This is a genomic window from Actinoplanes nipponensis (assembly GCF_016862275.1).
GTDB lineage: Bacteria > Actinomycetota > Actinomycetes > Mycobacteriales > Micromonosporaceae > Actinoplanes > Actinoplanes nipponensis.
Map to the genome: position 1 here is coordinate 123005 of NZ_BOMQ01000052.1, position 26782 is coordinate 149786.

Sequence of the window (26782 nt, forward strand, 5' to 3'; positions counted from 1 at the left end):
TCAGGCGCCGGGCAGGGAGAAGGAGACCGCGGTGCCGCCGCCGGGCGCGTCGTCGATCCAGATCCGGCCGCCGTGCCGCGCGACGATCCGCTGGCAGGTCGACAGCCCGACACCGTGCCCGGCCTGGGCGCCCGGCTCGACCCGGGCGAACATCTCGAAGACCCGTCGGCGCTGGTCGGCGGGGATGCCGATGCCGTTGTCGCTGATCGTGACGATCCACTGCCCGGGCTGCCGGTGGGCGGCCACCTCGACGCGGCACGCCCGGGCCGGGTCGCGGTACTTGAGCGCGTTGCCGATGAGGTTCTGCAGCAGCTGGCGCAGCAGGGTGGGGTCGCAGACCAGTGTGGCGTGCGGCGGGGCGAGGTGGACGGTGGCGCCGCTCGCGCGGATCCGGTCGTGCAGGTCGGTCAGCACCTGGTCGACGACCTCACCGAGGTCGGCGTCCTCGCGCCGGCACGGGCCGCTGCCCGCGCGGGCGTACGTGAGCAGCGCGTCGATCAGCGCCTGCATCCGCGCGACGGCCTGCAGCGTGGTGCCGATCCACGTGCGGGCCCGCTCGTCCAGCGCCGGGGCGTCCTGCTCGCCGAGCAGTTCGAGGTAGCCGCTGACCACGCTCAGCGGCGCGGCCAGGTCGTGGCTGACCACGGCGGCGAACTGCTCCAGCTCGGTGTTGGAGCGCAGCAGCTCGGCGTGGGCCAGCTCCACCGCGCGCCGCTGCGCGCGGTCGGACGTGACGTCGCTCATCGCCACCACGGCGCCCAGTGGCGTGCCGTCGGCGGCGGTGAGGGCGCGGCCACCCGCGACGACGTGCCGCGGGTCCCGGCCCTCCGGGCGGAGGATCATTTCGACGTCGTGCACCGCCCCGTCGTGCAGCGCGCGCAGCAGCGGCACCTCCCGGCTCGGCAGCGGGGTGACGCCGTCGGTACGGAAGAGCCGGTAGCGCACGGCGAAGTCGCGGGGTTCGATCGACGGGTCGGCGTCGAGGCCGTGCCACTCGCGGGCGGTGCGGTTGAAGACGGTGAGGCGCCCGGACCGGTCGGCGGCGACGACCGCGACGTCGATGGTGTCCAGCACGGTGTCGGTGAACCGCTGGCGGGCCTCGGCCTCGGCGGCCAGCTCGGCGTTGATCCGGCTCTGCCGGCGGCGCTCGAACAGCGCGAGGACCACCCCGGCCAGGTCCTTGAGCCGGGCGATCTGCTCGGCGGTGAGGTCCCGCGGCGCCGAGTCGAAGACGCACAGCGTGCCCAGGGCGTGGCCCTGGGGGGTGACCAGCGGCGCGGAGGCGTAGAAGCGGACGCCGGCCAGCACGCCGGTGACCCAGGGGTTGTCCCGGTAGGTGGGGTCGGCGCTGGCGTCGCGGACGTACACGAACTCGCCGTCGAGGAACCGGACGGCGCACATCGAGTCGGCCCGCGCGGAGTCGCCGCCGGCGAAGCCCGCGGTGGTGAGCTGGCACTGCCGGTGCTCGTCGATGAGGTTGAGCGTCGCGGTGGGCACGCCGGCCACCATCGCGGCGACCCGGACCACGGCCTGCAGCTCGTCGCCGGCCGGAGCGTCGAGCACGCGGTACTCGTGCAGCGCGGCCAGGCGCTGCCGCTCGTCTCGACTCACCGCCGGTCCCCTTCGCACGCGACACCCCCCGTGAGCTACTTCGGCAGCCCGGGCCAGGAGATGAACCCGGGTGCCCGCACGCACGGTGCACGATCCTGGAAGCTTCCTGAACGTTGTTACCGATCCGTAACATGATCGCCGTGCGTACGTGTGGTGACGATCACACCCCAGTCGCCCGAGCGATGTGTCCTTAATCGACGCATCTCGTTGGCCTCGGCGGCGACTCTCATCACTCTGGGTAGTCAACCGCGTTTCGGGCGGGTTACTGGCCGGTAGCCAGGGCCCTTGTCCTGGCCCGCACGGAGGGGCAACATTTCCCGCACGTCAAGACGGACGCATCGACGGGGCTGCATACCGGCGGAGACCAGGAGTCGCCCGCGATGCGCGCCGGGAGCGGTGCGGACGCAGCTGTTCCCGTTCCCCACAAGGAGGATCCGTGAAGGATGCGCAAGGCGATCCGGCCTACGGCCGCACCAACTGGCGCCGCTTCGCCGTAGCGGTGGCGGTTCCCACCGCGGCCGCCGGTGCCCTGGTCTTCGGGCTGGCCAACGGGGCGTTCGCCGCCTCGTTCGCGGTGTCCGGCCAGCCGTTCAAGATCTCGGCCGACAAGCTCGACGGCACCGGCTTCGCCCAGTACGGCGGCCAGCTGGAGACCGCCAAGAAGGGCGACCAGGACGTCCCGGTGGCCATGTCCGGCATCGCCTCGGCGAGCCTCTACAACCTGTGCCAGTCGGTCCGCGCGCCCGGCTCGCCGATCAGCCTGACGATCCGCGCCGGCCGCGACGAGGACTCCCCGGCCAAGGCGACCAACCTGCTGATCGGCATGACCGAGCTCAGCGGCGACGCCGAGTTCACCGACATCAACATCGGCCAGGACGCGTCGACGCTGGGTCAGGGCGGCCCGCAGGCGCACGGCCCGCTGGGCTCGTTCGGCCAGGAGGCCGAGCACGTCGTGATCACGGGACTGCGGCAGACCGCCATCTCCACCACGGCCGGCACCTTCACGCTGACCGGGCTCAACCTGAAGATCAACCTCCCCGGCAAGGACGGCAACCCCGCGGAGTGCTTCTGACGGAGCACCCGAGGCCCGCGGTGCGCACCGGCCGCGGGCCTCGACCATGCCGGGGGGAACAGCACGCATTCTGGAGGAGCACGTGGCGACAACCAACGCGTCGGACGGCGGCTTCCGCCGCTGGCGGCGAAGCCGGCCGTTCTGGGGCGGCCTGCTGCTGCTGATCGCCGGGCTGGAGCTGTTCCTCAGCGCCAACCTGACCCTGGGCGATCTCGAGGTGCACATGGGCCCGGAGGGATTCCTCTCCTACCTGCTGCCCCTGCTGCTCGTCCTCGCCGGCGTGCTCACCTGGGTGACCCCCGGGCAGCGCCTGTTCTACGGCGTCCTCGGGCTGCTCACCGCGGTGTACTCGCTGATCGGGCTGAACCTCGGCGGCTTCGGCCTGGGCATGCTGCTCGGCATCCTGGGCGGCGCGCTGGTGCTCGCGTGGGCGCCCCGCCGGCCCGCCCCGGCGGCGGCGGAACCGGCGCCGGCCGACGAGGACCCGTACGCGGCCGGACCCGGCGGGGAGGCCGCGCCGGCGGAGCAGCAGCCGCACGACCCCGGCGCCACCATGATCGTGCCCGGTTTCACCGGCGGCCCGGACGACCCGGCGAGCCCGCCCACCCCGCTGCGCCCGGCCCACCAGGGCGAGCCGGCCCGCGCCGACCGGCCCGGTCAGCACGCTCAGCCCGACCCGCAGTTCCCGGCCTCGCCGGCGTACCCCGGCCAGCAACCGTCCGACGGGGAACCGCCGCGGCCGCCGTCCGGGGGCCGGCCCGGCCGGACGTTCGTCATCGCGCTGGTGGCCCCGGCGATGACCGCGGCCCTGCTGATCGCCGGCAGCCACCGCCCGGCCCGCGCGGAGGCGCCCTGCCCCGAGGGCCTGCCGTCGCGCCCGGCCGCGGCCGCGAAGAAGGAGGCCGCCCGGCAGTCCTCGGCCGAGCCGGCCCCCAGCCGCACGGCCGCCAGGAAGGCGCCGAAGCCCGGGGCCAAGCCGTCGGCCTCCGCGTCGGCCGGCCCGTCCGCCCCGGCCGGCTCCGAGCCGGGCGACAAGACCGGCAACCCGATCGTCGACGGCTGGAACGGCTTCGTGAAGGGCGTCGGCGACCTGCTCGGCATCGGCGGCGGGAAGCAGGCCGAACCGGCCCCGAGCACCTCCGCCGGCACGCCCGGCCCGACCGGGTCCGCCACCCCCTCCGGCTCGGCGTCCCCCGCACCGCCGCAGCCCGGCCGGCCCGGTTCCGGCTCCCCCGCCCCGGGCGCCCCGACGGGCTCGGCGTCACCGTCCCCGGCGCCGAGCCTGTCGGACATCCCCTGCCTGGGCCCGCGCGTCTTCAAGGAGGCCGGCCCGGACGACCTCCCGCTGGTGTCGGCCACGGGCAGCACGCTGGAGACCGACTCGCTGACCATGTACAACTCCACCTACGACGGCGTGGTCCAGCTCAAGACGGCCAAGGGCACGCTGTCCGCGCTGAAGTTCAGCATGTCCAAGGCGGTGAACAAGCCGTTCTCGCTGACCGTGCCGGAGAACGGCGGCCGCACCACGCTGATCGAGAGCAACAAGCTGACGACCGACGGCCACGTGCGCTTCTACACCCCGGAGTTCAAGGGCAAGCTGTTCGGCGTCATCCCGGTGACGTTCACCCCGCAATCGCCGCCGCCGCTGACGCTGCCGGTGCTCTGGTTCACCGACGTGCGGATCAACCTGGCCTTCGTCCGCTGCGACACCCTCACCGGCGACCCCCTGAAGGTCAGCGCCGAGGCGTGACCGGCAGGATGGCCGGGTGAACCTCGACAGCGGGGCCGGGCTGCTGCACCGGCTGACCTCGTACGTGCCGGGCCGCGAGTGGGACGTGCCCGTCGACGATCCCCGGGTGCGCCACGACCTGGCGCCCAACGACCCGGCGACGCAGCCGCCGCCGGTGAAGGCGTACCCGGGCGCGGACCGGCTCGCGCTGCCCCGCGAGCTGGACGACCCCGGCGTGAGCGCGACCGCGGTGCTGGCCGGCGTACCGGCTCCGACGCTGCCGCTGGACGCCGCCCAGCTGGGCCGGATCCTCTTCCTCGGCGCCGGGGTGGTCCGCACGACCGAGCGGGCCGGGCGGCGGATCCTGTTCCGCGCGGCCGGCTCGGCCGGCGCGCGCTTCCCCCTGGAGATCTACGCGAGCACGCGCGGCGTCGCCGGCGTGCCGGACGGCGTCCACTGGTACGACCCCGAGCAGCACGCCCTCGTCACGGTCGGCCCGGCCGCCGCGGGCGCCGCCACCACCCTGGTCGTCACCGGCGTGCCCTGGCGCACCGGCTGGCGCTACGCCGAACGCGGCTGGCGCCACCTGTACTGGGACGCCGGCACCGTGCTGGCCCAGCTGTCCGCCGCCGCCGACAGCGCCGGCCTGGCGCCGCGCGTACGGTCGCTGTTCCCGGATGCCACGGTCGGCGCCCTGGTCGGCGCGGACGGGGTGCACGAGTATCCGCTGGCCCTGCTCAGCTTCGGCGGCGGCGAGCCGGCGATCGCCCCGGGCGGCCCGGCCGCGCCCGGCGAGCTGCCCGCGGTCGAGTTCCCGTTGTGCACCGCGGCGCAGCGCGCCGGCGACCGCGACGTGCTCGGCGAGCCGTGGCCGCAGGCGCCGGGGTTGCCCGACCACCCGCCGGCCGATTCCCTCGACCAGGTGGTCCGCCGCCGCGGCTCGCAGCGCCGGATGAACCGCTCCCGCACCCTGCCGCGCCCGCTGCTTCAGTGGCCGATGACCGCGGCCCTGCGCGGGGTACGGGTGCCGCACTGGGTGGCCGTGCACGGCGTCGACGACGTGGCGCCGGGCCTGTACCGCTGGCCCGGGCTGTCCGCCCCGCGGCGCGCGGGCGACCTGCGCGACGAGCTGCTGCGCATCGCCCTGGACCAGGCTCTGGCCGGCGACGCCGCCTACGTCGCCGTCGCGGCCACCGACCTGTCCGGGCTGGACGATCGCGGCTACCGCACGGCCCAGCTCGAGGCCGGGCTGGTCGAGGGTCGGCTGCACCTGGCCGCGTACGCCCTGGGCGCGAGCGCCTCCGGCATGACCTTCCTGGACTCCGAGGTGCCCGCGCTGCTCGGCGAGCCCGCCGAGCTGGCCACGCTGCTGTTCACCTGCGTGGGCGTCCCGGACTACGCCTCCCGCGCCGGCGGCGCCCCCGGCGCGCCGGTGGCGGTCCGCTCGGTCACGCCGCGACTGCGCTGATCAGGAGGCCCTCCGCGCGCGGCGCTCCCGCCACCCGCGGACGGCCTGCTCGGGATCGATCGGGGGCAGCAGCACCGGCGGCCCGTCCAGCAGGCCGGCCCGGGCCCGGCGCAGCTGCTCGTTGAGCCCCGCGACGTAGGCCCGCACGTCGGCCTCCGAGGTGCGCCGGTCGATCGTGTCGCGCAGGTCCTGGGCCTCGCGGCGCACGGCCAGCGTCGGCGGGAGCGCCCCGCCGGCCGCCCCCTCGCGGCGCAGCCAGTCCTTGACCCACCAGTCCTCGTCGTACTCCCGGCCGTGGTCGCTGAGCGGCTTGCCGGCGCCCGGGAGGTTGTCGAACTGGCCCTGCTCCTGGGCCTCGCGGATCTTCCGGTCGATGTGCGACTCGTACCAGCTCGCCATGGCGTTCAGTCTAGGCCGGCGGCGGCGGGACCGGCGAGGCCGGCCGACACCGCGCGGACGGCCGGAACCGGGCGTAGCGTGAGGGTTCGTTCCCGTGATCAGCCCGGAGGCAGCCATGCCGTACTCAGCCACCCGCACCCTCGACGGCACGGTCGTCGCGATCACCGGGGCCAGCGCCGGTATCGGCGCGGCCACCGCGCACGCCCTGGTCGGCGCGGGCGCCCGGGTCGCGGTCAGCGCCCGCCGCGAGGACCGGCTCGCCGGGCTGGTCGAGGAGCTGGGCAAGGACAACGTGGCGCCGGTGGTCGGCGACGTCCGCGATCCGGCCCACAACGACGCCCTGGTGGCGGCGGCCGTCGAGCGCTGGGGCCGGCTCGACACCATGGTCGCCAACGCCGGCATCGGCGCCTACGGCGGCATCCTGGACCTGGGCGACGACCAGCTCACCGAGATGGTCGAGACCAACTACCTGGGCACGGTCTGGAGCGTGCGCTCCGCCGTACGCCGGTTCCGCGAGCAGGGCGACGGCGGCGACCTGATCATCGTCAGCTCGGTGGCGGGCTTCCGCGGCGGCGCCGACGAGGCCGTCTACGCGGGCACCAAGCACGCCCAGGTGGGCCTGGCCGGGTCGCTGGACCGGGAGCTGCGCGCGGAGGGCACCCGGGTGACGCTGATCTGCCCGGCCGGCACGGCCACGGAGTTCGCCATCGGCGCCGGCCGCACCGAGGGCTCCCCCGAGCTGGACGACTACCTGCGCCCGCAGGACGTGGCCCACGCCGTCCGGGTGGTGCTGGAGCAGCCCCGCTCGGTGCGGACCACGGTCTGGCAGATGTGGTCGATGCAGCAGCAGAGCTGACACCCCTCCCGCCGCGGCCGGGCCTCCGCACAATATTCGCCGTCATGGATGTGTTCGGCCCCCGGCGCGGAGCACGCCTGGCAGGCGCTGCCCACCGTCCGCCCCGGACCCGCCCGGGGCGGCGGCGCCGACGCCACCGTCGTGATCGACCCGGGCCGGACGCGGCAGCGCTACACCGGCGTCGGCTTCTCGCTGGACGAGACGAGCGTCTCCAACCTGTGGAAGCTCACCCCCGCCGAGCGGGACCGGGGCCCTCAAGCCCGGTAGCACCACCGGGTACTACCAGGTGGGCCGGCTGCGCGACGACGCCGTCGACGTGTTCGCCCGCTACTACGTCAAGTACCTGCAGGCGTACGCCCGGCACGGCATCCGCGTCGACGCGCTGACGCTGCTCAACGAGCCCGGCATGGACGTGGTGTACCCCGCGATGGACATCGGCATCGCCCAGCAGCAGCGGCTGGTCCTGGCGATCAAGCGGGAGCTGGCCGCGCACCGGCTGCGCACCCGGCTGTACGTGCACGACTTCAACTTCTGGGACTGGAAGGACCCGAACAGCACCGCTACCAAGAACTACCACCGGATCCTCGACGACCCGCGGGTCCGCGCGGCCGCCGACGCCATCGCGTTCCACCCGTACTGGGGTGACCCGGCGGTGATGCGCGACGCGTACGAGCAGACCGGCAAGCCGGTGCACCTGACCGAGACCAGCGACCTCTCCCCCGCCACCGTCCTGAGCGACCTGCGCCTCGACGCCTCCTCGTACGTGCTGTGGGCGCAGGCCACCGACCAGGACGGCGGGACGCTGCACTGGACGCCCGCCCGCGACAACGCCATCGACTGGGCGGAGGTCGGCCGCACCACCAGGTGGCCGGACCGTCTGGTCAAAGTGGACACCACCACCGGTACGTTCACCGTGCGCGACGAGCTCTACGCCCTGGGCCAGTTCGCCCGCTACCTCGGCCCGCAGCACGTACGGGTGGCGTCGAGCGCGGCCGACAACGGCGTGAGCAATGTGGTGTTCCGGGATGGCGGGGACGGCTTCGTGGCCGTCCTGGGCAACGACGCCGCCACCGACCGGACCGTCGAGGTGGTGCTCGCGGGCGAGTCGTTCACCGCCGTCGTGCCGGCGCACGCGTACGCCACGTACCGGTGGACCGGCCGCGTGCCGCCCTCGCGCCGCAACCACGCGCCGGTGCTGCGCGCGGTGGCCCCGGTGGTCGCCGATCAGTTCGCCACCACCCGCGTCCCGCTGTCGGCCACCGACCGGGACGGCGACGGGCCGGTCGCTACGGCCTGGAGCTGCGGGTGGCCAACGGCACCGGCGCGGCGGCCACCGACGCGATCTCGCTACGCGACGCCGCGGGCACGGTGCTGGCGCGGGCGTCGGCGCCGGACACCGGGGGCTGGGCGGCGTACCAGTCGGTGCACGTCCCGGTCGAGCTGGCCGCGGGCGACCAGCTGGTGACGCTGTACTGCGGGACCGGCGGGTTCACCTGGACTACCTGCGGTTCACCGCCTGACCGGTCCTGATCACAGCACCCGGGAGACGCCCTCGGCCGCGATCCGCCGGTCGAGGGCGTCCCGGTCCAGGTTGGCGCACAGCACGATCGAGGCGCCGGCGACCAGCGGCGCCAGCAGCCATTGCAGGGGCTGCTCGTGCTCGCCGGCGTCGACGAGCACCCGGTCGCCCGCCCGCAACCCCAGCGACGCCGCGATCTCGTGGGCCAGCTCGCTCCACTGCGCGTACGTCGTGCCGTCCGGGCTCGCCGCGTCGCCCGGCCGCAGCTCCGGGTAGGCCGGCGCGGTGTCCGGCTGCCGGACCAGCTCGGCGGCGAAGTCCCGGTAGCCGGCCGGCACCTCCGCCAGCGGCCGCAGGCCGGGCTCGAGGCCCAGCACGAACCGGTGCCGACCGGCCGGCACCTCCTCCAGCCAGCTGTCCAGGCGCCGGCGGGAGACGAAGACCGCGTCCGGCGCAGGGGCCGGCGGATCGGTCAGGCCGGCCGTCGACCAGGGCCGGAAGGACACCGCGATCCCCGCCGACCACGCCCCGAGCAGGACCGCCGCGGTCTGCCAGTGCGGCGGCAGCAGCACCGCGGCGTCGCCACCGGCGGTCAGGCCGCAGCCGTCGCGCAGCAGGGCGGCCACCCGCGCCGACCAGCTGCCCAGCTCGGGCGCGCTGAGCTCGGTGCGCTCGCCGGTGGCGTCGTCGTAGTAGGTCAGCAGCGGACGGTCCGGGCCCATCGGGTGGTTCCTCCGGAGTGGACGAAGGGGGTACGGGGAGTCAGCCGGGGGCGTCGAGGTCGCGCAGCGCCTTGCGCAGCAGCTCGGGGGTGCGGGCCGGCGGCTCCGCCTCGATGGTCAGCCGGCCCATCGCCGCGGCGTACTGGTCCACGTCCTCGCGCTTGTCCAGGTAGAGGCCGCTGGTCAGGTGCTCGAGGTAGACCACGTCGGGCATGTCCGGGTACGGGAAGCGCAGGATGGTGAAGGCGCCCCCGGCGGCGGCGTGCCCGCCGGACTCGAACGGGATCACCTGCAGCCGGACGCTGGGCTGCTCGCACATCCCCAGCAGCGACTCGATCTGCTCCCGCAGCACCGCCTTGCCGCCGATCGGCCGGCGCAGCACCGCCTCGTCGAGCACCGCCCACAGCCGTGGGGACTCGTCGCGCTGCAGCATCTGCTTGCGGGCCATCCGCAGGTCGGCACGCCGGTCGATCTCCTCCTTCGACGCGGTGCCGTGCCCGAGCGTGATGACCGCCCGGGCGTACGCGTCGGTCTGCAGCAGCCCGGGGACGAACTGGATCTCGTACGTGCGGATCAGCTCGGCGGCCTGCTCCAGGTCGAGGTAGTTCTGGAACCACGTGCTCAGCACGTCGCCGTACGAGTGCCACCAACCCGGGGTGTTGGCCTCGCGGGCCAGCGTGAGCAGGCGCTCGCGTTCGCCCGCGTCCTCCACCCCGTAGAGCTTGAGCAGGTCGACGACATCGCGTTCCTTGAAGCTGACCCGGCCCAGCTCCATCCGGCTGATCTTCGACTCCGAGGCCCGGATCTCGTAGCCCGCCTGGTCGCGGCTGACCCCCTTGGCCAGCCGCAGGCTGCGCAGCCGGGCACCGAGCTGCAACCGGCGGACCGTGGGCCCGTCGTTCTGCGCCGTCGTCATCGGTGATCCCGTCGTGTCGTCAGGGTTTGCGGCCGACCGCACAGTACTGGTCGATCTCCGGCGCGTCCGCCGCGCCCGGCTCGGTCCGGGCTGTCTGCGGGACGCTGGTGTCCACTTCGGGCATTGCCTGCCGGGCGTCGGCCACGTGCACATCCCTCTGCTCGATCGGCACATCGATGATCGCGCAAGCATAAACCGCCCGTCGATCGCCGGCGCGCGCCGAACGGTCATTCCCGGCGCGCTAAGCGGCGATCACCGCGGTGCCGGCCGCGGTCAGCCGGCCGACGGTCGGGTCGCCGGGCGGGGCGTCGGTGATCACGCCGGCCACGGCGTCGAGCGGCAGCACGGCGAAGCGCGAGGCCGCCCCGATCTTCTCGGTGCTGGCCAGCACGTAGGTGTCCGCGGCCCGCCGGGCCAGGGCCCGCTTCATCGCGGCCTCGTCGGCGTCGCCGGTGGTGAGGCCGGCGTCCGGGTGCACCCCGGTCACGCCGAGCAGGAACAGGTCGGCGTGCACCGCCTGGGCGGCCTCGACCGCGGCCGCGCCGCAGGTGACCATCGAGTGCCGGAAGAGCCGCCCGCCGAGCACGTAGACCTCGACCGACGGGTGCCCGGCGAGCGCGGCCGCCACGGTGGGGCTGTGGGTGACCACCGTCGCCGCCAGCCCGGCGGGCAGCGCCCGGGTCACGGCCAGGGCCGTCGTGCCGCCGTCGAGGATCACGGTGGCGCCCGGCCGGATCAACGCGGCCGCCGCTGTCGCGACGCGCTGCTTGCTGGCCACCTCGACCTCGCGGCGGGTGCCGTAGTCGGCGACGGCCGGGGACGCCGGCAGGGCGCCGCCGTAGACCCGCTGGCAGCGGCCGGCGGCGGCGAGCTCGCGCAGGTCGCGGCGGACGCTGTCCTCGGAGACACCGAGCTCGGCGGCCACGTCCTTGGCGACCAGCCGCCGGTCCCGTTCGAGCCGGGCCAGCAGGAATTCCTTGCGTTGGGCGGCCAGCATGCGCGTTTCTCCGTATTCCTCTTTGTTTCTGCCGAGTGTATCGCTAGCCTGGCGCCATGAAGCCCATGTTGATCCTCATTGCCGGCCCCTACCGTTCCGGCACCGGCGGCGACCCGGCCCTGATCGCGGCCAACCTGGCCCGCCTCGAGGAGGCGGCATGGCCGATCTTCCAGGCCGGTCACGTGCCGATGATCGGCGAGTGGGTGGCCCTGCCGGTGCTGGCGCGGGCGAACGGCGCGGCCACCGCCGAGGACGTCCTCTACCCCACCGCGCAGCGGCTGCTCCAGCACTGCGACGCCGTCCTGCGGTTGCCCGGCGCCTCGACGGGCGCGGACCAGGACGTCGCGATCGCACGCGACCGCGGGCTGCCCGTCTACCACCGCATCGAGGAGATTCCCGGGCACCTCGCCCCGAGCGCCTGACCGGCCTCAGGGGCCGGCCGGCCCGGGATCGGTCACGTCGGCGAAGGTCGCGCCGAGCGCCGCCGCGGCCTCGTCGGCGGCGACCTCCAGGCCCACCCCACGCTCCCCGGCGCCGAGCCCGATCGTGCGGCCGCGCAGCCGCTCGTCGGCGATCACCGGCCAGGGGTGCGCCGACCCGAACGGGGTGATGGTGCCGCGCTCGTATCCGGTGGCGAGCCGGGCCGTGGCCGCGTCCGGCATCGACAGCCGGCTGACGCCCAGCCGGGACCGCAGCTTGGGCCACGAGATGACCCGGTCGCCGGGCACCAGGACGAGGACGTACCGGTCCTCGGCGAGCCGGACGACCAGGGTCTTGACCAGGTCGCGGACCTCCCGGCCCTGGGCGGCGGCGGCCTCCGCGACGCTGCCGGCCGGGCCGTGCCGCAGGACGCGGTGCGCGATGCCGGCGGCAACGACGGCGCTGACGGCGGGCCCGGACATGAGATCACCCTACCCAGCCGGCCGGGCGGTCCCGCAGTCCGGCAAACCGCCACCCGGCGGCGGGCCCCGGGCGTAGCGTCGACTCGTGGGCGGGGGCACCGGATCCAGCACCTCCCCCGGCCCCGGCCCCGGCGCTCGGGCGCCGGGGCGGCGCCGCTCGCTGCTGGTGCTGACCCTGGTGGTGGCCCTCGGTCTGTTCGGCACCGCGCTGGCCGCGGTGGCGCTGCACCGCGCCGACGAGGACCGGGCCGCGCGGGCGCTGAGCCAGCAGACGATGATCGTCGCGCAGACCGTCGCCGCCGAGATCCGCCGCTACAGCACCTCGCTGAGCGACCTGGCCGCCGCCGTCGGCGCCCAGTCCCGGCTCGAGTCGGCCGAGTTCACCGCCATCGTCGCCGCGGTCGACCGGCAGCGCCTGCCCGGCGCCAGCGGCGTGGCCGTCGTGGTGCCGGCGCGGACCGAGCAGATCCCCGCGGTGCAACGCTTCTGGCGCGACCGCGGCGACGACGGCCTCACCCTGCGACCGGTGCCGACGCCGTCCGGGGAGCACCTGTTCGTGGTGCTGCACCGCTCCCTCGACGGCGGCGACTCGCTGCGCGGCCGCGACGTGACCGTCATCGCGCCGGCCACCGAGGCGCTGCGGCTCTCGCAGCAGACCCGCCAGGTCACCATCAGCACTACCTACCGGCTGATGAAGGACGCGGGGCTGCCCACGGCCCAGCAGCAGTTGTCGTTCCTGCTGGCCGCGCCGGTGTACTCCACCTCACCGGCGGCCAGCGACATCGGGGAGTTCCGGGGCTGGCTGGCGCTGACCCTGCGCGGCGAGGACTTCCTCAGCCAGGCGATCAGCGTGGTGGCCCGCGACGCGGTCGGCGTCACCCTGTTCGACACCGGCGCCCGTACCCCGCTCCCGGTGGCGAGCTGGCGGCCCCGGGCCCCGCTGCGGGACGATCCCGCGCCGCGCGACGTCGCCGTGCCCGTGCCGCAGCGCACCTGGCGGCTGGTCGTGCGCCCGACCGACCGACTGATGCCCGGCGCCGACATGCACCTCGACCTGGCCGCCTGGGTCATCGGCACCGTGCTGACCACGCTGCTGGCCGGGCTGACCGGCACGGTGCTGACCTCCCGCAACCGGGCCCTGCGCCGGGTCGACGAGGCGACCACCGCGCTGCGGCACGACATCGAGCGCCGCGAGGCGGTCGAGCAGCAGCTGCGGCAGCGCGAGGCGGAGCTGGTCGGCTTCGCCGGGATCGTGGCCCACGACCTGCGCAGCCCGCTGGCCCGGATCACCGGCTTCGCGGACTTCCTGCGCGAGGAGGCCGCGGCCCGGCTCGACCCGGTGCACCGCGACTTCCTGGAGCGGCTGTACGGGGGCGCGCAACGGATGCAGGTGCTCATCGACGACCTGCTCGACTACGCCACCGCCGAGAACCGGACGCTGAACACCACGATGGTCGACCTCAAGGCCCTCGCCGACGAGGTGGCCCACGAACGGCAGGGCGCGCAGCCGGGGGACACCCTGATCGTGGTGGACCCGCTGCCGTCGGTGCCGGGCGATGCCACGCTGCTGCGCCAGGTTCTCGACAACCTGATCGGCAACGCGGTCAAGTACACCGCCGAGGGCCACCAGCCGTACGTGCGGATCAGCAGCCGCCCCGAGGGCGACGCCGTACGGATCGACGTGGCGGACCGGGGCATCGGCGTCCCCGAGGAGCAGCGCGACGCCGTCTTCACCGCCTTCGCCCGGGCCGCCGGCAGCGAGGCCTACCCCGGTACGGGCCTGGGCCTGGCCATCGTGCACCGCATCGTCGAGCGGCACGGCGGCCGCACCGGCGTCGACGACAACCCCGGCGGCGGCAGCCGCTTCTGGTTCACGCTGCCGCTGGCGGCGCGCCCCACCGAGGCGACGGCCGCCGCGCCGGCGGGCTGGGCCATGGCCGGCCAGTGATCCGGCCCGGGCGCTAGCCGCCCGGCACCATCCAGCTCAGCACGGCGGTGCCCTGCAACGTCACCAGCACGCACATGACCAGCAGCAGCACCAGGCTCCAGCCGACCACCTTGCGGAAGATGTCGCCCTCCCGGCCGGCCATGCCGACCGCGGACGCGGCGATGGCCAGGTTCTGCGGGCTGATCATCTTGCCGAGCACCCCGCCGGAGGAGTTGGCCGCGGCGAGCAGCACCGGGTCCAGTCCGGCGCGGGCCGCGGTCTGCACCTGCAGGGCCCCGAACAGCGCGTTGGCCGAGGTGTCGGACCCGGTCACGGCCACCCCGATCCAGCCCAGGATCGACGACAGGAAGATGAACAGCCCGCCGGCCTGGGCCAGGAACACCCCGAGCGTGTTGGTCTGGCCGGACTGGTTGAGCACGTACGCCAGGGCCAGCACCGCCATCACCGTGACGATCGCGTGCCGCAGCCCCACGTAGGTGTCGACGTACGCCCGCAGCGCCCGGCCGGGGCCGATCCGCAGCACCAGCGCGGTGAGGATGCCGGCCAGGATCATCAGGGTGCCGGCGGCGCCGAGCCAGCCCAGGGTGAACGTGGTGGAGGCGAGCGGCTTGCCGTTGGTGCCCAGCACGTGCAGCCCCGGCCAGCCGAAGGTGACCGTCCACGGCCGGCCGGCGAGCGCCGACTTGACCGGCCCGAGGTTGGCGATCGAGAAGATCACGATGATGATCAGGTACGGCGCGTAGGCGCGGGCCACCTCGGCCCGGCCGTCGCGCCGTTCCAGGTCGTCGCCGCCCACGCCGCCCGGCCCGCGTCCCGGTGGCGGCGCCGTGCGCGCGGGTTCGCCGCCCGGGCCGCCCGGGCCGCCGGCGGCGCCGGCTGGCTCCTGGCCCGCCATGGCCGGCGCGGCGCCGGGGCGGGCCGGCGCCGCGGCCGGCTCGCCGGCCTCCGCCTCCACCCGCAGGTCCGGCGACTCGGCCGGGTGCCAGACCCGCAGCAGCAGCACGATCGCGGCCGCCGCCAGCAGGGACGCGATGATGTCGGTCAGCGGCACCGAGATGTAGTTCGACGCCACGAACTGCCCGACCGCGAAGACCACCCCGGCGGTCAGCGCGGCCGGCCAGGTCTGCCGGACCCCGCGCCGGCCGTCGATGACGGCGACCAGGACCAGCGGCACGACCACCGCCAGCAGGGGCGTCTGCCGGCCGACCATGGCGCCCAGGGTGTCGGTGCTCAGCCGCGGGTCGTCGAGCGCGCCCGAGGTGACCGTGCCCAGCGTGACGATCGGGGTGGCCAGCGCGCCGAAGGCCACCGGGGCGGTGTTGGCGATGAGCGCCACCGAGGCCGCGCGGACCGGCGGGAAGCCCAGCGCCATCAGCATGACCACCGTGACGGCGACCGGCGTGCCGAACCCGGCGAGCGCCTCCAGCAGCGCGCCGAAGCAGAAGGCGACGATGACCGCCTGGATCCGCATGTCCGGGCTGAGCCGGGCCATGGAGCGGCGCAGCACGTCGAAGTGGCCGCTGGCCACCGTCAGGTTGTAGACCCAGATCGCGTTGAGCACGATCCACAGGATTGGGAAGAAGCCGAACGCCGCACCCTCGGTGGCCGAGAGCAGGGCCTGCCCGACCGGCATGGCGTAGACCGCGACGGCGACCACCAGGGCGACCGCGAGCGCGATGATCCCGGCGAGCCACGCGCGCATGCGCAGGGCGCCGAGCAGAACGAACAGGGTCAGCAGCGGCAGCACCGCGAACAGGGCCGAGAGCGCCACGGAGTCACCGGCGGGGTCGGTCACGATGGTGAACTGGTCCGACATGGCAGCCATCCAGGCTTTTCGATGATTGTTGACCTCAATCTAACGCCTGGGCGACCCCGGCGACACCGCGGAGATCGGCGATCGGGCCGCCGCCGGATACCCGGAGGCGGCGACGGCCCGGCCGGTCGCCCGGGGCATGTCCTTTGTGCAACGTGCAGCGAGTACATGACCTTGGCATGCCAAATTCGCCGATGTCAGCGTGGACACCGCTTCAAGAGCGAAAATGTGTTGCTCACAGCCTGTTGTTCTTGCATCACCCTCCGTACTCTGTTGGTCAAATACCCATCGATCAACTTCGACGCAGCGGTGGTCGATGGTCACCCGACCGGCAGCATTGCGGGGAGCACAGCATGGTCATCAAGATTGTCGATCAGATCAACGACGACGAGCTTGCCGAGTCCGCGTGGGAGTTGTACTACGCGGCGTTCCGCGAGCTGAACACGATGGCGGTGCAGCGGCATCTGATGTACCGCCACGAATTCGACGAGGTCATGAACGACACGCGGGTCCAGAAGTACCTGTGCATGAACGACGACGGGACCCTTGCCGGCCTGGCCACGTACACCAGGGACCTCGACGCGGTGCCGTTGATCGCGCCGCAGTACTTCGAGCGGCACTGGCCCGAGCACTACGCCGGGAAACGGATCTGGTACATCGGTTTCGTCGCGGTGCACCCCGAGGCCCAGGGCCGGCACATGTTCAAGCAACTCGTCGAGCAGTTGTACGTCACCGCCGCCACCCAGAACGGGCTGGTCGGCATCGACATCTGCTCCTACAACGACGAGGTGCTGCACTTCTCGCGCCTGTTCCGGGCCATGGTGGAACGGCTGACCGACAACATGCGCTTCTCGCGGATCGATCAGCAGTCGTACTGGCTCTACGATTTCAGCGCGGAAGCGGCGGCGGCCTGAGGGTCACCGGACCTCACCCCATAGACCCCCCTTTCCTGGTGGTGGTGAGGGCTCTGCCGATGAGCCCGCCGGTAGGGCGCTCCGCGCGGCGCTGCCGATACCCCGGAGCTGTCGGTCCGGGATGCGCCGCGGGGAGCGTCCGATGGTGGTGCGGGGCCGGCGCGGCGTCGGGTACGCCCGCCGGCCCGCCCCGGTTCGAGGACCGACGGCCGCGGCGTCACCAGGCTTGCCGGCCGCGTGGTCCGTCATCTCCGTGTTCTCCTTCCGTCGTCCCGGGTGGATCAGTAGTGGTATCCGCGGGCCCCCACCGGTTCATGTGACCCTTTGGTCGACGGGGGCCCTTCCGGTAACGCGATCGTCCGGCCGTCCACGCCCCGCCCGATGGCCGCGTACGCCTCGGGTCGCGCGGCCCGCATGACCAGCGCCCAGCCGACGCCGACCGCCGCGACCGCGAGGTACAGCACCGGGATCAGCCACTGGAACGGCGAGTCGCCGGAGACCTGCAGGAGCTCGCCGAAGCCGATGACGGTGATGCCGAGCACGGCGCTGAGGAGCAGGAAGGCGATCATCGGGGCGATCTGCGAGCGCCACATGTTCTCCCGCCCCCGGTTGCGCACGAAGAAGGCGAGCACCGCGAAGGACGCGCTCCACATCAGGAAGAGCACCCCGAGCCCGCCGATCGTGGTCAGCCAGGCGAACACGTAGAACAGCGGTTCGAGGCCGGCCACGGCGTACGCCGAGAGCACCGCGACCGCGAGCACGCTCTGGGTGACCGAGCCGAGCAGGGGCGCGCCGGTCCGCGGGTGCGTCCGGCCCCAGCCGGCCGGCAGCACACCCTCGCGGCCGAGCGCGAACTGGTAGCGGGCCACGGCCGCGTGGAACGCCAGCAGGGCGGCGAACACGCTGGTCATGAACAGGATGTAGCCGAGCTGGACCAGGATCTCCGGCACGTGCGGGGCGACCAGCTCGAAGACCATGTCGGTCCGGTTGGCCTGCGCGAACGCGACCACCTGGGAGGGCCCGGTGCTGACCGACATGGCCCAGGCCGACAGCCCGCAGAGCAGCCCGGCCAGGATGACGGCCAGGTGGGTCGCCCGGGCGATGGTCCGCTTGGGGTCCTTGGCCTCCTCGGAGAGCACCACGGTGGCCTCGAAGCCGACGAAGCCGGCGATGGCCAGCACCAGCATCGGTCCCACGTCGGCGGTGAACAGCGGGCCCGGGCTGAGCGTGGCGAAGCTGACGCTGCCGCCGGCCGGGTTGGCGATCATCACGATGTCGTAGATGAGCACGACGCTGATCTCGGCGACCAGCAGGACCGCCAGCACCTTGCCGCTGAGGTCCACCCAGAGCAGGCCCAGCACGGCCACCACGGCCCAGGCGACCAGCGCGCAGGTGAACCAGCCGACCTTGACGCCCAGCGCGGCCAGGATGTCGGAGGCGGCCGAGCCGAACAGCCCGAACAGCCCGATCTGCATGAGCGCGTACGCCGGCAGCGCCACGAACGCCGCGCCCACCCCGGCGACCCGCCCCAGCCCGTGGCTGATGTAGGCGTAGAAGGCGCCGGAGTTGACGATGTGCCGGCTCATCGCCACGAAGCCCACCGTGAAGATGCTCAGGATGCCGGCGGTGACCAGGTAGACCACGGGCACCGCGGTGTTGCCGATGATGGCGTAGATGGCGGAGATCGCGCCGATGATGACGGTCAGCGGGGCGGCCCCCGCCACCCCGAAGAACACGACCGACGGCACCCCGAGCCGGTTACGGGCCAGTGCGCTCGAGATGATGTCCGGTTCGGCGGGGTCCTTGCGCGCCATCAACAGCCTCCCGGCCCATTGGTCGAAGTTGTCCTGGCGGCGGTGGTGCCGCCCGCGAGAGCTCACCGACGCCCGACGGCGAGGACCGAGCCCACGCTGGCCTCGGTGTGCTCGATGAGCTGCCGCAGGTCCTCCGGCAGCGAGGCGACGGTGTTGGGCAGCACGGCGAACGCCGAGCGGTGCGCCTCGAAGTCCCAGAGCACGTGGCGGGTCAGGCCGGTGGCGGCGATCAGGCCGGCCAGCACGCGGTCGGTGATCGACATGTCCAGGCCGCGGACCAGGATGTTGGCCAGTCGCATCGGGGCCCAGGCGGCGGCGTTGCGCTGCAGCTCGTTGTTGGGCATGTAGAAGGTCTGGGTGCTGAGCATCCGCCGCCGGGTCACCGACTCGACCGCCCCGGAGCGCTCGAGCCGCTCGCCGACGCGGACCGCCGCGTCCTGCGACAGGTACGCCAGCCAGGTGCGCACGTCGCGGTGCTGCGGCTGGGCGATGAGCAGGTCCAGCACGGCGTGGTCGAGGCCGTCGCGGGGCGGGTGGTTGCTCACGATCTCCAGGTCACCCGCGAAGATCCGGAGTTTGTTGTCGAGGATGAGCTCGCCCAGTAACGATGCCGCCAGGCCGATCCCGGTGGCCCGCGGGTGCAACCGCGAACGACCGGTCCGATCCTCGTGAGCGATCAAATAGAACTGGTCAGCCAGCACGCCGCCACTCCCTAGAACATCGAACCGAGATACGACACAGGGCAACTGCCTGTATAGACCGCACTAACTCCCTGTCCGCTGCATCATGTACCTCACGTTAAGGTCAACACAAGAAGTACTAGACTCGGAATCGCGTCGTGATGTTTTTGCCGGAGCATGGGTCCCGTGCCGGGCGCCGGTGACGAAGTGAATCCCATTCCCGAGGACCGAGGGGGCGGCAGTGTCCACTGACGAGGGCCCGACGCTGCGACGGCGCCGATTGGGTGCGGAATTGAAGCGTTGCCGCGAGGAAGCCGGCCTCACCCAGGAGACCGTCGGCCGCCATTTCGAGTGGCACGCGGCCAAGGTGACCAGGATAGAGACCGCCCGGGTGGCGGTGACCGCCCGCGACGTCAAGGACCTCCTCACCCTCTACGGCGTGCAGGACGAGGCCTACCGCGAGGCGCTGATGGCCCTCGCCCGGATGTCGCGCGAGCGCACCTGGTGGACGGACTACCGCGACATCATGCGGCCGGGCAACTTCGTGGGCCTGGAGGCCGAGGCCTCCACGCTGCTGGCCTGGGAACCCATCGTGCTGCCGGGCCTGCTGCAGACGGAGGCCTACATGCGCGCGCTGATGCGGACGGGCCGGGCCCAGGACCCTCCACACCAGGTGGACCGCCGGGTGGCGCTGCGGCTGAAGCGGCAGGGGCGGCTGCGGGCTACGAATCCACTGGAACTCCTCGCCCTCGTCGACGAATCCGTGGTGCGACGCGTGGTCGGCGGACCGGATGTCATGGACGAGCAGTTGCGGCACCTGATAGACACCGCGCAATTACCGACGGTGACATTGCAGATCGTCCCGTTCGACGCCGGCGAACACCCGTTCCTGGGCGGCTCAGCAGCGCTTTTGGAGTTCCGGGAGACCACTCATTTGGATGTAGTTTACCTAGAGGGTCTTGCGGGCGACTACTACGAAGAGCAACATTCAGAGGTCGCCCGCTACCGTGACGAGTTCGAGCGACTGAGCGCCAAGGCTCTCGATCCCCGCTTGTCCATCAAGATGATCGAGGGCCTGCTTCACAGATAGGCCCGTGCGAGCACGTACGGGAAGAAGGACAACCGCATATTGAAGGGAGGTGCTTGGCATGCCTGCGCACCATCTCGACGCTGCCGTTTGGAAGAAAAGCAGTCGCAGCAACGGAAACGGCGGCAACAACTGTGTCGAGGTCGCAATCCTCGACACAGCCGTTGCCGTACGCGACAGCAAGAACCCTACGGGTCCAGCTCTCGTTTTCAACCCGTCGGACTGGGCCGAGTTTGTTAGCTCGGCAAAGTACGGCGAGTTCGATATCAACAGATGAGAGGCTACCGATAGGCGCGCGACGATGGGAAGTAGTGGAGCAAAATCAACTTCCCCAACGGCAAGATCCGTTTCAAGATAGTGAAACGTCTGCGCCGGGCCATGCGTTGCGCCCGATCGGGTCCGCAGGGTAACAGCGGTTCGGGGCGTCCCCCAGGGGGCGCCCCGAATCTGTGTCCAGACCCCTGAGCTGCGACAACTCCCCTCAGGACGGTCATCCTGGACCCGTGGCTATTCACTGGGACCGTGGCCACGGTGTACGCTGTGCAGCGGAGCTGTCACCCAGCGTGAAGGGGTTCCCCGTTGCGCACTTTCCTTCCCGGCCCCGCGGTTGCCGATCCGCCGGCCGGCCGGTCAGCCGATCCCCCCATTTCCGGAGTTCCGGTCCTGCACATGAGGTCCGCGCGTATAGCGGGCGCCGTCGAAGAATTCAAGAACGCATTCGCGAACGTTCGGATTTTCTTTGCGACCAAATGCAATACCGATCCCGGGGTGCTGCGCACGCTGCACGCGGCGGGCACCCGTTTCGAGGTGGCGTCGGTCGACGAGGTGGACATTCTGCGGTCGCTCGGCGTGCCCGGACAGGACCTGCTGTTCAGCAATCCCGTCCGGGCCCGGGAGCAGACCCGCGGGGCCGCCCGCGCGGGCGTGTACCGGTTCGCGGTCGACTCCGTCGACGAGCTGCACCGTGTCGCCGAGGAGGCCCCGGGCAGCTGCGTCTACGCCCGGCTGTCCACGGGCGACCGCACCAGCCTGGTGCCGAGCGAGGGCAAGTTCGGTGTGGACGTGGCCGGCGCCGTCGACCTGCTGGTCCGGGCGCGCACGCTCGGGCTGGTGCCGTACGGCATCACGTTCCACATCGGGTCGCAGTCGCTGACGCCGGGCGCGCTCACCGGGCCGCTGGCGGACGTGCACACCGTCCTGGCCCGGCTGATCAGCCACGGCATCCGGCTGCAGATGGTCGACATCGGCGGCGGGTTCCCGGCCGTCTACGACGCGCCGGTGCCCTCGCTGGCGGCGTTCGGCCGGGCCGCCGCCGCCGGCCTGGCCCAGCTGCCGTACCCGGTGGAGGTCTTCGCCGAGCCCGGCCGCTGCCTGGTCGCCGAGGCCGGGACGTTCCGCTGCCGGGTCATCGGGGTCGCGCAGCGGCCGTCGGGCTGGTGGGTCCACACCGACCTGGGCGTCTTCAACGGCATGATGGAGGTGCTCGAGTCCGGCGGGGACCTGCGCTACCCGATCTGGGACGGGCGGGGCTCGGCCACCCGGCGCTCCTGGCACGTCACCGGTCCGACCTGCGACGGGCAGGACACGTACGCCCGGGACGTGGCCCTGTCGGCGGACCTGCGCGAGGGCGACGAGCTGTTCATCGGCTCCGCCGGCGCCTACACGACCGTGTACGCCTCCCGCTTCAACGGCTTCGCCATGCCCCGGGTCGTGGTGACCTGAGCCGGCCCGGCGGCGGGGGTCAGCGGCAGGCCCGCAGGTGGGAGCGGACGGCCGCGGGCACCTGCGCGCAGGCGTCCGGGTCCCCGCCGCCGACCGCCTGCCAGGAGTCGGTCAGCTCCGTGTAGCGGAAGAGCACGGTCGCCGCACCGGCCGTGACCGGCCTCGCGCGGGCCCCGGCGTACGTGCCGTAGCAGTCGACCTCGCTGAGGTCGCCCGCCCCGGCCAGGTCCTTGCGCAGGTCGCTGGCCCGCAGCGCGGCCAGCAGGCGGGGCAGGGTCACCGGGCAGCCGTCCTCGTCCGGCATGCCCTTGACGTCCCCGGGATCCGGTACGGCCGGCGTCGTGGCGCCGGTCCGCCCCGCGCCGGCCGGCAGCGAGGGCGGCGTCAGCTCCCCCGCGCCGGCCGGCAGCGAGGGCGGCGTCAGCTCCCCCGCGCCAGCGGGCAGTGACCGCGGCGTCAGCTCCCCCGCGGGGGCCGGCGCGGCCGCGGCCGGCGCCCGCTCGGCCGGCGCCGGAGCGCCGGAGCGGTACCGTGCGGCCAGCACCGCCGGCGCGCCGATGGCCAGGACCGCGGCGGCCACGGCCAGGCCGGCCGCGTAGCGGCGGCGACCGGGGCGGGGCCGGTCCGGTCGCTGCTCGACGTCCTCGGCCACCGGAGCTCCTTCCGCACGCGCAGGGCCACGACGGGGATGCTGCCGTGGGCGCGAGAGCAGATTACCCGGACCGTGCGGCGGCGCCGGCTACGAGATGCCGTTGCGGCGGCAGAGCCGGGCGAAGGCGCCCGCGCAGACCGTCCGCTCGTCGACGAAGCCGTCCTTGATCACGACGCCGATGTCCTTCTTGAAGATCGCCGTCGGGGGCAGCAGCACCGCGTCGACGTAGCCGCCGGACTCCGGATCCTTGACCCGGTCGTCCACCCGGACGGCCTGGTCCTTGAAGAGGGTGATCGCCAGCTTGGCCGCGGCGTCCGCCTCCTTCTTGATCGGCTTGTAGACCGTCATGCACTGGTCACCCGCGAGGATGTTCTGCAGGCCCTGCACCGTCGCGTCCTGGCCGGTGACCGGCACCTCGCCGTTCCTGCGCACCCGCTTGAGGATCGTGATCGCCGCGTTGCCCAGGCCGTCGTTCGCGGCCACGACGCCGTCGATGCGGCCGGCCGAGTCGGAGAGCATCTGGTCGAAGATGAACCGGCCCAGGTCGTTGTCCCAGCGGGGCACGTCCTGCTCCGGCCCCTTGAGGTACGAGCCGTCGTCGAACCGGGGCTGCATGATCGAGTCGTAGCCGGCGCGGAACAGCGTGGCGTTGTTGTCGGTCGGCGCGCCGTTGAGGTACGCGACGCGCGGCGTGTCGATCCCTCGGGCCTTCAGGCACTTCGCCAGGCCGCGTCCCTGCAGCCGGCCGACCTGCATGTTGTCGAAGCTGACGTAGTAGTCGGCGTCGCCGTTGAGGGTGAGCCGGTCGTAGTCGATCGTCGCGACCCCGGCGGCCCGGGCCTTGTCCAGCACCGCCTTGCCGCTGACCGGCTCCAGGCTGGCGATCACGAGCACCTTGGCGCCGCCGGCGATCATCCGGTCGGCGATGGCCACGAAGGTCTCCGCGCTGCCCTGGGCGTTCTGGATGTCGACGGGCACCTCGGCCGCGTCGAAGGCCGCCTTGAGCAGCTTGGGATCGTCGCTGCCCCAGCGCTGCGACGTCGAGGTGTCCGGCAGGATGACGCCGACCTTGGTGCCGTTCCTGCCGGTCGCGACGTCGTCGCCGCGGGTGCAGGCGCCCAGGGCGCCCAGCGTCAGCACACCGGCCGTCGCGACGGCCATCAGCTTGTTTCGCAAACCTTCGTCTCCTCCCCGGGCAGAGCGGGGCAAGGCTAACAGCGGACGCTGACCCAGGTATCCGGTCGTGATGTAACTCCCACAGCCCCGGCGCCTTGGCCGGGGTTGGTAGCTTTCCGTTACATGATCTCCCGCCGACTCCCCCTCTTTCAGCGCGATCCGTCCTCCCGCGCCATCACTGAGGGTGATGATTCGAGTGCGCGCGAGCCGGCGATCTCGCGCCGGCGCCTGCTGCGGGCCGGTCCCGGGTTGGCCGGGGCGCTGGTGCTGGCCGGCTCCGCCGCGGCCTCGGCCTCGCCGGCCCGGGTGCCGGCGCCACGGGCCACCGCCGTACCGCGGCCCACCGCGCCCCGGCCGTCGCCGGCGCCGCCCGCCCCGGCCGCGGTCCGCCCCCTGCGCCGGCCGGTCCACACCCTCAAGGACTACCGGCGGGTGTTGCCCGGGCGGGCGTTCCCGGCGGACGCGGTCGCGCTGACCATCGATGACGGGCCGCACCCGGTGTGGACGCCCAAGATCCTGCGGCTGCTGGACCGGTACCACGTGCCCGCGCTGTTCTGCATGATCGGCAATCAGGTGCTCGGCCACGAGGCGGTCGCCCGCAGCGTGGTACGCGACGGGCACCAGATCGCCAACCACACCTGGAGCCATCCCACCCGGATGGGCCGCCGGCCGCACACCTTGATGCGCCGGGAGCTGGCCCGCGCCCAGGAGAAGATCTACGACACCACCGGGTACGCGCCGACGCTGTTCCGCTCGCCCGGCGGCGACTGGTCGCCGGCCCTGCTGGGCGCGGCGGCCAAGGCCCGGATGGTGCCGCTGGACTGGAGCGACGACCCACGCGACTGGACGCGGCCCGGGGTCACGGCCATCACCCACCGGCTGCTGGCCGCCCGGCCCGGACAGATCCTGCTCTGCCACGACGGCGGCGGCGACCGCTCGCAGACGTACGCCGCCCTGCGCACGGTGATCCCGGCGCTGCGGGCCCGCGGCTACCGGTTCGTGGCGCTGGACCAGCGGCACCCCTAAGGCCCACAATTCCTGTCGGCTGGATAGGATGGGCGTCCGCATCGACCCGGGAGCCCCGCGTGCCATCGCTGACCGAACCGGCCGCCGAACGCCTGCTGGCCGCCCACGCCTTCGCGCCCGGCCGGCCGGGCTTCGTCGGCCTGGCCGTCGACCTGCTGCTCGACGAGCCCGGCCTGCCCGGCCCGGTGACCCGCGCGCTGCACGCCCGGTGGCGGCTGCGGCACGGGCTGCTCGGCGCCCGCTCCCCGCGGATCGTGGTGGTCAGCGGGCCGCCGTCGCCCGGCCTGGACACCTGCGCCGAGCGGATGGCCGAGGATCTGCGGCTGTCGCTGCCGCTGCTCGCGGCCCACCGGATCGGGGTACGGGACCAGGCCGCCGACACGATCGACCCGGCGACGGTGGCCGGCGACCTCCACGCCATCGCCTCCGCCTCGGGCAACAGTCACGCCGCCGACGGCATCGCCGCCACCCCGAGCAACAGTCACGCCGCCGACGGCATCGCCGTGGCCCCGGGCGGCTTCCACCCTGCCGACGGCACGCCCGGCGCCGCGCCCGTCGCGGGTGACGTCTACGGCACGGCGACCGCCGGCGTCCGGGTGGCGCTCGAGGCCGGCGTGGCCGGCGCCGGCCCGTTGGGGCTGCGTCGGCGCTGGGACCTGGCCCACGCGGTGGCGCCGGTGCTGGCCGCCGCGTTCGCCCACGCGCCCCTGCGGCACGGCCGGCCGAGCGGCTGGCGCAGCACCCGCCAGGCGCTGCGCCGGCACCTGCCGCCCGTACCGCCCGCGCCTCCCGGCGGCGGCCCGCGCGCCGCGTGGACCGCGTTGGTGCTGGACGCGCCGGTGGCCGGCGCCGGCCGGACCTTCCGCTCCTGGTGCCGGTCCGGGCCCGGCGACCGGCCGACCGTCGCGGATCTCCACCGCCACCTGGCCGGCCTGCGCCCACCCGTGGCGGCCCGCGGGCACCTGGTGCTGGATGTGGCCGACCGCCAGCCGGGCGACGGCTGGCGGGTGCCGCTCGCGGTGATCACGGCACTGCTGGACGATCCCCGCGCGGCCGCCCAGGCCGAGGCGGCCACCCTCGGGCTGGCCGCCACGCCCCGGCTGTGGGAGCGGGCCGCCCGCGACGCGCTCACCGACCCGGCCCTGGCCGCCGCCGCCCGGGAGTGCTTCCTCGCCGCCTACGCCGCGCTGGCCCGCCAGGGCGCTGCCCGGCCGACGCGCGACGCGGTGGCCGACTTCACCGAGCGGTATGTGCTGCGCGGCCGGTGCCCCGCCGACGACGTGCTGGACGCGATGGCGGCACGCCCCTGAGATCAGGCTCGGCCCGGTGCACCGGCCTCGTCCCCACGGCAGTGCGCCCGCCACCTCCCCGCTCGCTGCACCGGCCTCCTCCCACGGCAACGCGCCCATCCCATCCCGGAGTGATGCGGTGCTTCGTACCGGAGGAGCCGGTCGACACCCCGCCCGCGATGACCCAGGCCGTCGACCAGCACCCGGCCGGCCCCACCCCGCCTTGGCTTCGACGAAACCGGCGTACCTATTCTCCGAGCTCGCAGTGACCCGCATCACACCACCCGGAGAACCGCCCGCGATGATCTCTCGTCTTCATGGGGGTGAGACGAAGCATGGACACCGCCGCAGCGATCGCCCCCACCACCCACCCGTGGGTGGTGCACGCCGAGGGGTTGCGGGTCCGGGCCGGACGGCACCTGGCCGTGGACGGCCTCGACCTGAGCCTCGGCACCGGCGTACACGGACTG

At 73.5% G+C, this 26782-nt stretch carries 26 protein-coding genes and 1 pseudogene; 15 read left to right on the top strand and 12 right to left on the bottom strand.

Translation table 11 applies throughout. The features are described 5' to 3' along the window. Complete coding sequence (locus tag Ani05nite_RS21580; RefSeq protein ID WP_203770760.1) at positions 1–1611, bottom strand: GAF domain-containing sensor histidine kinase; 1611 nt, start codon at positions 1609–1611, stop codon at positions 1–3. A gap of 436 nt (positions 1612–2047) precedes the next feature. Between Ani05nite_RS21580 and Ani05nite_RS21585 the strand changes: the two genes are divergently transcribed. The 3 genes from Ani05nite_RS21585 to Ani05nite_RS21595 all read left to right on the top strand — a co-directional run bounded on the left by Ani05nite_RS21585 (position 2048) and on the right by Ani05nite_RS21595 (position 5880). Further along, positions 2048–2683 (top strand): DUF6230 family protein, encoded by a 636-nt coding sequence (locus Ani05nite_RS21585; protein ID WP_203770761.1) that lies wholly within the window; start codon positions 2048–2050, stop codon positions 2681–2683. An 82-nt stretch (positions 2684–2765) separates the two neighbouring features. Beyond that, positions 2766–4433, top strand: coding sequence for a DUF6114 domain-containing protein (locus Ani05nite_RS21590; RefSeq protein WP_203770762.1), 1668 nt, complete (start codon positions 2766–2768; stop codon positions 4431–4433). A gap of 16 nt (positions 4434–4449) precedes the next feature. After that, the gene (locus Ani05nite_RS21595) at positions 4450–5880 is read left to right on the top strand and encodes a nitroreductase family protein (protein ID WP_239130469.1); all 1431 of its coding nucleotides are present in this window, start codon (positions 4450–4452) and stop codon (positions 5878–5880) included. Here Ani05nite_RS21595 and Ani05nite_RS21600 read toward each other — a convergent pair whose 3' ends face one another. After that, positions 5881–6279, bottom strand: coding sequence for a DnaJ family domain-containing protein (locus Ani05nite_RS21600; RefSeq protein WP_203770763.1), 399 nt, complete (start codon positions 6277–6279; stop codon positions 5881–5883). It lies immediately after the preceding gene. A 115-nt stretch (positions 6280–6394) separates the two neighbouring features. On the opposite strand from Ani05nite_RS21600, the gene Ani05nite_RS21605 reads away from it, so the two are divergent. The 3 genes from Ani05nite_RS21605 to Ani05nite_RS41250 all read left to right on the top strand — a co-directional run bounded on the left by Ani05nite_RS21605 (position 6395) and on the right by Ani05nite_RS41250 (position 8665). Then, positions 6395–7135 (top strand): SDR family oxidoreductase, encoded by a 741-nt coding sequence (locus Ani05nite_RS21605; RefSeq protein ID WP_203770764.1) that lies wholly within the window; start codon positions 6395–6397, stop codon positions 7133–7135. Between the two features lie 48 nt (positions 7136–7183). Continuing rightward, positions 7184–7402, top strand: a complete 219-nt coding sequence (locus tag Ani05nite_RS41245; protein ID WP_239130470.1) for a hypothetical protein — start codon at positions 7184–7186, stop codon at positions 7400–7402. A gap of 1038 nt (positions 7403–8440) precedes the next feature. Then, positions 8441–8665, top strand: a complete 225-nt coding sequence (locus Ani05nite_RS41250) for a carbohydrate-binding protein (protein WP_239130471.1) — start codon at positions 8441–8443, stop codon at positions 8663–8665. Here the strand turns inward: Ani05nite_RS41250 and Ani05nite_RS21615 are convergent, their stop codons facing one another. The 4 genes from Ani05nite_RS21615 to Ani05nite_RS21625 all read right to left on the bottom strand — a co-directional run bounded on the left by Ani05nite_RS21615 (position 8666) and on the right by Ani05nite_RS21625 (position 11289). Next, entirely contained in the window at positions 8666–9376 is a 711-nt protein-coding gene (locus Ani05nite_RS21615) for a TIGR03089 family protein (protein ID WP_203770765.1), read from the bottom strand. A 40-nt stretch (positions 9377–9416) separates the two neighbouring features. After that, positions 9417–10292: a Sco1979 family transcriptional regulator gene (locus tag Ani05nite_RS21620; RefSeq protein ID WP_203770767.1), complete on the bottom strand. Its 876-nt coding sequence runs from the start codon at positions 10290–10292 to the stop codon at positions 9417–9419. Positions 10293–10311: 19 nt separating this feature from the next. Continuing rightward, on the bottom strand, positions 10312–10437 hold the full coding sequence (locus Ani05nite_RS41930) for a hypothetical protein (RefSeq protein WP_275410600.1): 126 nt from the start codon (positions 10435–10437) through the stop codon (positions 10312–10314). A 96-nt stretch (positions 10438–10533) separates the two neighbouring features. Next, positions 10534–11289, bottom strand: a complete 756-nt coding sequence (locus Ani05nite_RS21625) for a DeoR/GlpR family DNA-binding transcription regulator (RefSeq protein ID WP_203770769.1) — start codon at positions 11287–11289, stop codon at positions 10534–10536. Positions 11290–11345: 56 nt separating this feature from the next. On the opposite strand from Ani05nite_RS21625, the gene Ani05nite_RS21630 reads away from it, so the two are divergent. Continuing rightward, a complete protein-coding gene (locus tag Ani05nite_RS21630) occupies positions 11346–11711 on the top strand; it encodes a DUF4406 domain-containing protein (RefSeq protein WP_239130473.1) in 366 nt (121 codons plus the stop codon). Between the two features lie 6 nt (positions 11712–11717). Here the strand turns inward: Ani05nite_RS21630 and Ani05nite_RS21635 are convergent, their stop codons facing one another. Next, the gene (locus Ani05nite_RS21635; RefSeq protein ID WP_203770771.1) at positions 11718–12191 is read right to left on the bottom strand and encodes an aminoacyl-tRNA deacylase; all 474 of its coding nucleotides are present in this window, start codon (positions 12189–12191) and stop codon (positions 11718–11720) included. An 85-nt stretch (positions 12192–12276) separates the two neighbouring features. On the opposite strand from Ani05nite_RS21635, the gene Ani05nite_RS21640 reads away from it, so the two are divergent. Further along, positions 12277–14139: a sensor histidine kinase gene (locus Ani05nite_RS21640; RefSeq protein WP_203770773.1), complete on the top strand. Its 1863-nt coding sequence runs from the start codon at positions 12277–12279 to the stop codon at positions 14137–14139. Positions 14140–14152: 13 nt separating this feature from the next. Here the strand turns inward: Ani05nite_RS21640 and Ani05nite_RS21645 are convergent, their stop codons facing one another. Continuing rightward, positions 14153–15964: an L-lactate permease gene (locus tag Ani05nite_RS21645; protein WP_203770774.1), complete on the bottom strand. Its 1812-nt coding sequence runs from the start codon at positions 15962–15964 to the stop codon at positions 14153–14155. 341 nt (positions 15965–16305) lie between these two features. Between Ani05nite_RS21645 and Ani05nite_RS21650 the strand changes: the two genes are divergently transcribed. Then, complete coding sequence (locus Ani05nite_RS21650) at positions 16306–16866, top strand: GNAT family N-acetyltransferase (RefSeq protein WP_203770775.1); 561 nt, start codon at positions 16306–16308, stop codon at positions 16864–16866. 281 nt (positions 16867–17147) lie between these two features. On the opposite strand, the gene Ani05nite_RS21655 is transcribed toward Ani05nite_RS21650, so the two are convergent. Both Ani05nite_RS21655 and Ani05nite_RS21660 read right to left on the bottom strand, forming a co-directional pair. Then, on the bottom strand, positions 17148–18680 hold the full coding sequence (locus Ani05nite_RS21655) for an APC family permease (RefSeq protein ID WP_203770776.1): 1533 nt from the start codon (positions 18678–18680) through the stop codon (positions 17148–17150). A 62-nt stretch (positions 18681–18742) separates the two neighbouring features. After that, positions 18743–19381, bottom strand: coding sequence for a GOLPH3/VPS74 family protein (locus tag Ani05nite_RS21660; protein WP_203770777.1), 639 nt, complete (start codon positions 19379–19381; stop codon positions 18743–18745). 220 nt (positions 19382–19601) lie between these two features. Between Ani05nite_RS21660 and Ani05nite_RS21665 the strand changes: the two genes are divergently transcribed. From Ani05nite_RS21665 to Ani05nite_RS21675, 3 genes are all read left to right on the top strand, one after another. Next, positions 19602–20450, top strand: coding sequence for a helix-turn-helix domain-containing protein (locus Ani05nite_RS21665; protein WP_203770778.1), 849 nt, complete (start codon positions 19602–19604; stop codon positions 20448–20450). A gap of 58 nt (positions 20451–20508) precedes the next feature. Next, positions 20509–20724, top strand: coding sequence for a DUF397 domain-containing protein (locus tag Ani05nite_RS21670; RefSeq protein ID WP_203770780.1), 216 nt, complete (start codon positions 20509–20511; stop codon positions 20722–20724). 392 nt (positions 20725–21116) lie between these two features. After that, entirely contained in the window at positions 21117–22169 is a 1053-nt protein-coding gene (locus Ani05nite_RS21675) for a type III PLP-dependent enzyme domain-containing protein (protein ID WP_203770782.1), read from the top strand. A gap of 19 nt (positions 22170–22188) precedes the next feature. Here the strand turns inward: Ani05nite_RS21675 and Ani05nite_RS41935 are convergent, their stop codons facing one another. Continuing rightward, positions 22189–22821 (bottom strand): hypothetical protein, encoded by a 633-nt coding sequence (locus Ani05nite_RS41935; RefSeq protein WP_203770784.1) that lies wholly within the window; start codon positions 22819–22821, stop codon positions 22189–22191. An 87-nt stretch (positions 22822–22908) separates the two neighbouring features. After that, entirely contained in the window at positions 22909–23997 is a 1089-nt protein-coding gene (locus Ani05nite_RS21685; protein ID WP_203770785.1) for a sugar ABC transporter substrate-binding protein, read from the bottom strand. Between the two features lie 123 nt (positions 23998–24120). On the opposite strand from Ani05nite_RS21685, the gene Ani05nite_RS21690 reads away from it, so the two are divergent. The 3 genes and pseudogenes from Ani05nite_RS21690 to Ani05nite_RS41260 form a co-directional block, all read left to right on the top strand. Beyond that, a complete protein-coding gene (locus tag Ani05nite_RS21690; RefSeq protein WP_203770787.1) occupies positions 24121–25023 on the top strand; it encodes a polysaccharide deacetylase family protein in 903 nt (300 codons plus the stop codon). Positions 25024–25082: 59 nt separating this feature from the next. Beyond that, positions 25083–26333 (top strand): glutamate-cysteine ligase family protein, encoded by a 1251-nt coding sequence (locus Ani05nite_RS21695; RefSeq protein ID WP_239130475.1) that lies wholly within the window; start codon positions 25083–25085, stop codon positions 26331–26333. A gap of 314 nt (positions 26334–26647) precedes the next feature. Then, positions 26648–26782 (top strand): annotated as a pseudogene (locus Ani05nite_RS41260) (ABC transporter ATP-binding protein); the annotation flags it as partial.

Excerpts from the sequence above, each read along its gene's own strand:
- Ani05nite_RS21615 (WP_203770765.1), bottom strand. The coding sequence starts at position 9,376 with ATGGGCCCGGACCGTCCGCTGCTGACCTACTACGACGACGCCACCGGC.
- Ani05nite_RS21620 (WP_203770767.1), bottom strand. The coding sequence starts at position 10,292 with ATGACGACGGCGCAGAACGACGGGCCCACGGTCCGCCGGTTGCAGCTC.
- Ani05nite_RS21635 (WP_203770771.1), bottom strand. The coding sequence starts at position 12,191 with ATGTCCGGGCCCGCCGTCAGCGCCGTCGTTGCCGCCGGCATCGCGCAC.
- Ani05nite_RS21645 (WP_203770774.1), bottom strand. The coding sequence starts at position 15,964 with ATGGCTGCCATGTCGGACCAGTTCACCATCGTGACCGACCCCGCCGGT.
- Ani05nite_RS21670 (WP_203770780.1), top strand. The coding sequence starts at position 20,509 with ATGCCTGCGCACCATCTCGACGCTGCCGTTTGGAAGAAAAGCAGTCGC.
- Ani05nite_RS21605 (WP_203770764.1), top strand. The coding sequence starts at position 6,395 with ATGCCGTACTCAGCCACCCGCACCCTCGACGGCACGGTCGTCGCGATC.
- Ani05nite_RS21625 (WP_203770769.1), bottom strand. The coding sequence starts at position 11,289 with ATGCTGGCCGCCCAACGCAAGGAATTCCTGCTGGCCCGGCTCGAACGG.
- Ani05nite_RS21675 (WP_203770782.1), top strand. The coding sequence starts at position 21,117 with ATGAGGTCCGCGCGTATAGCGGGCGCCGTCGAAGAATTCAAGAACGCA.
- Ani05nite_RS21690 (WP_203770787.1), top strand. The coding sequence starts at position 24,121 with ATGATCTCCCGCCGACTCCCCCTCTTTCAGCGCGATCCGTCCTCCCGC.
- Ani05nite_RS21650 (WP_203770775.1), top strand. The coding sequence starts at position 16,306 with ATGGTCATCAAGATTGTCGATCAGATCAACGACGACGAGCTTGCCGAG.
- Ani05nite_RS21600 (WP_203770763.1), bottom strand. The coding sequence starts at position 6,279 with ATGGCGAGCTGGTACGAGTCGCACATCGACCGGAAGATCCGCGAGGCC.
- Ani05nite_RS21630 (WP_239130473.1), top strand. The coding sequence starts at position 11,346 with ATGAAGCCCATGTTGATCCTCATTGCCGGCCCCTACCGTTCCGGCACC.
- Ani05nite_RS41245 (WP_239130470.1), top strand. The coding sequence starts at position 7,184 with ATGTGTTCGGCCCCCGGCGCGGAGCACGCCTGGCAGGCGCTGCCCACC.
- Ani05nite_RS21655 (WP_203770776.1), bottom strand. The coding sequence starts at position 18,680 with ATGGCGCGCAAGGACCCCGCCGAACCGGACATCATCTCGAGCGCACTG.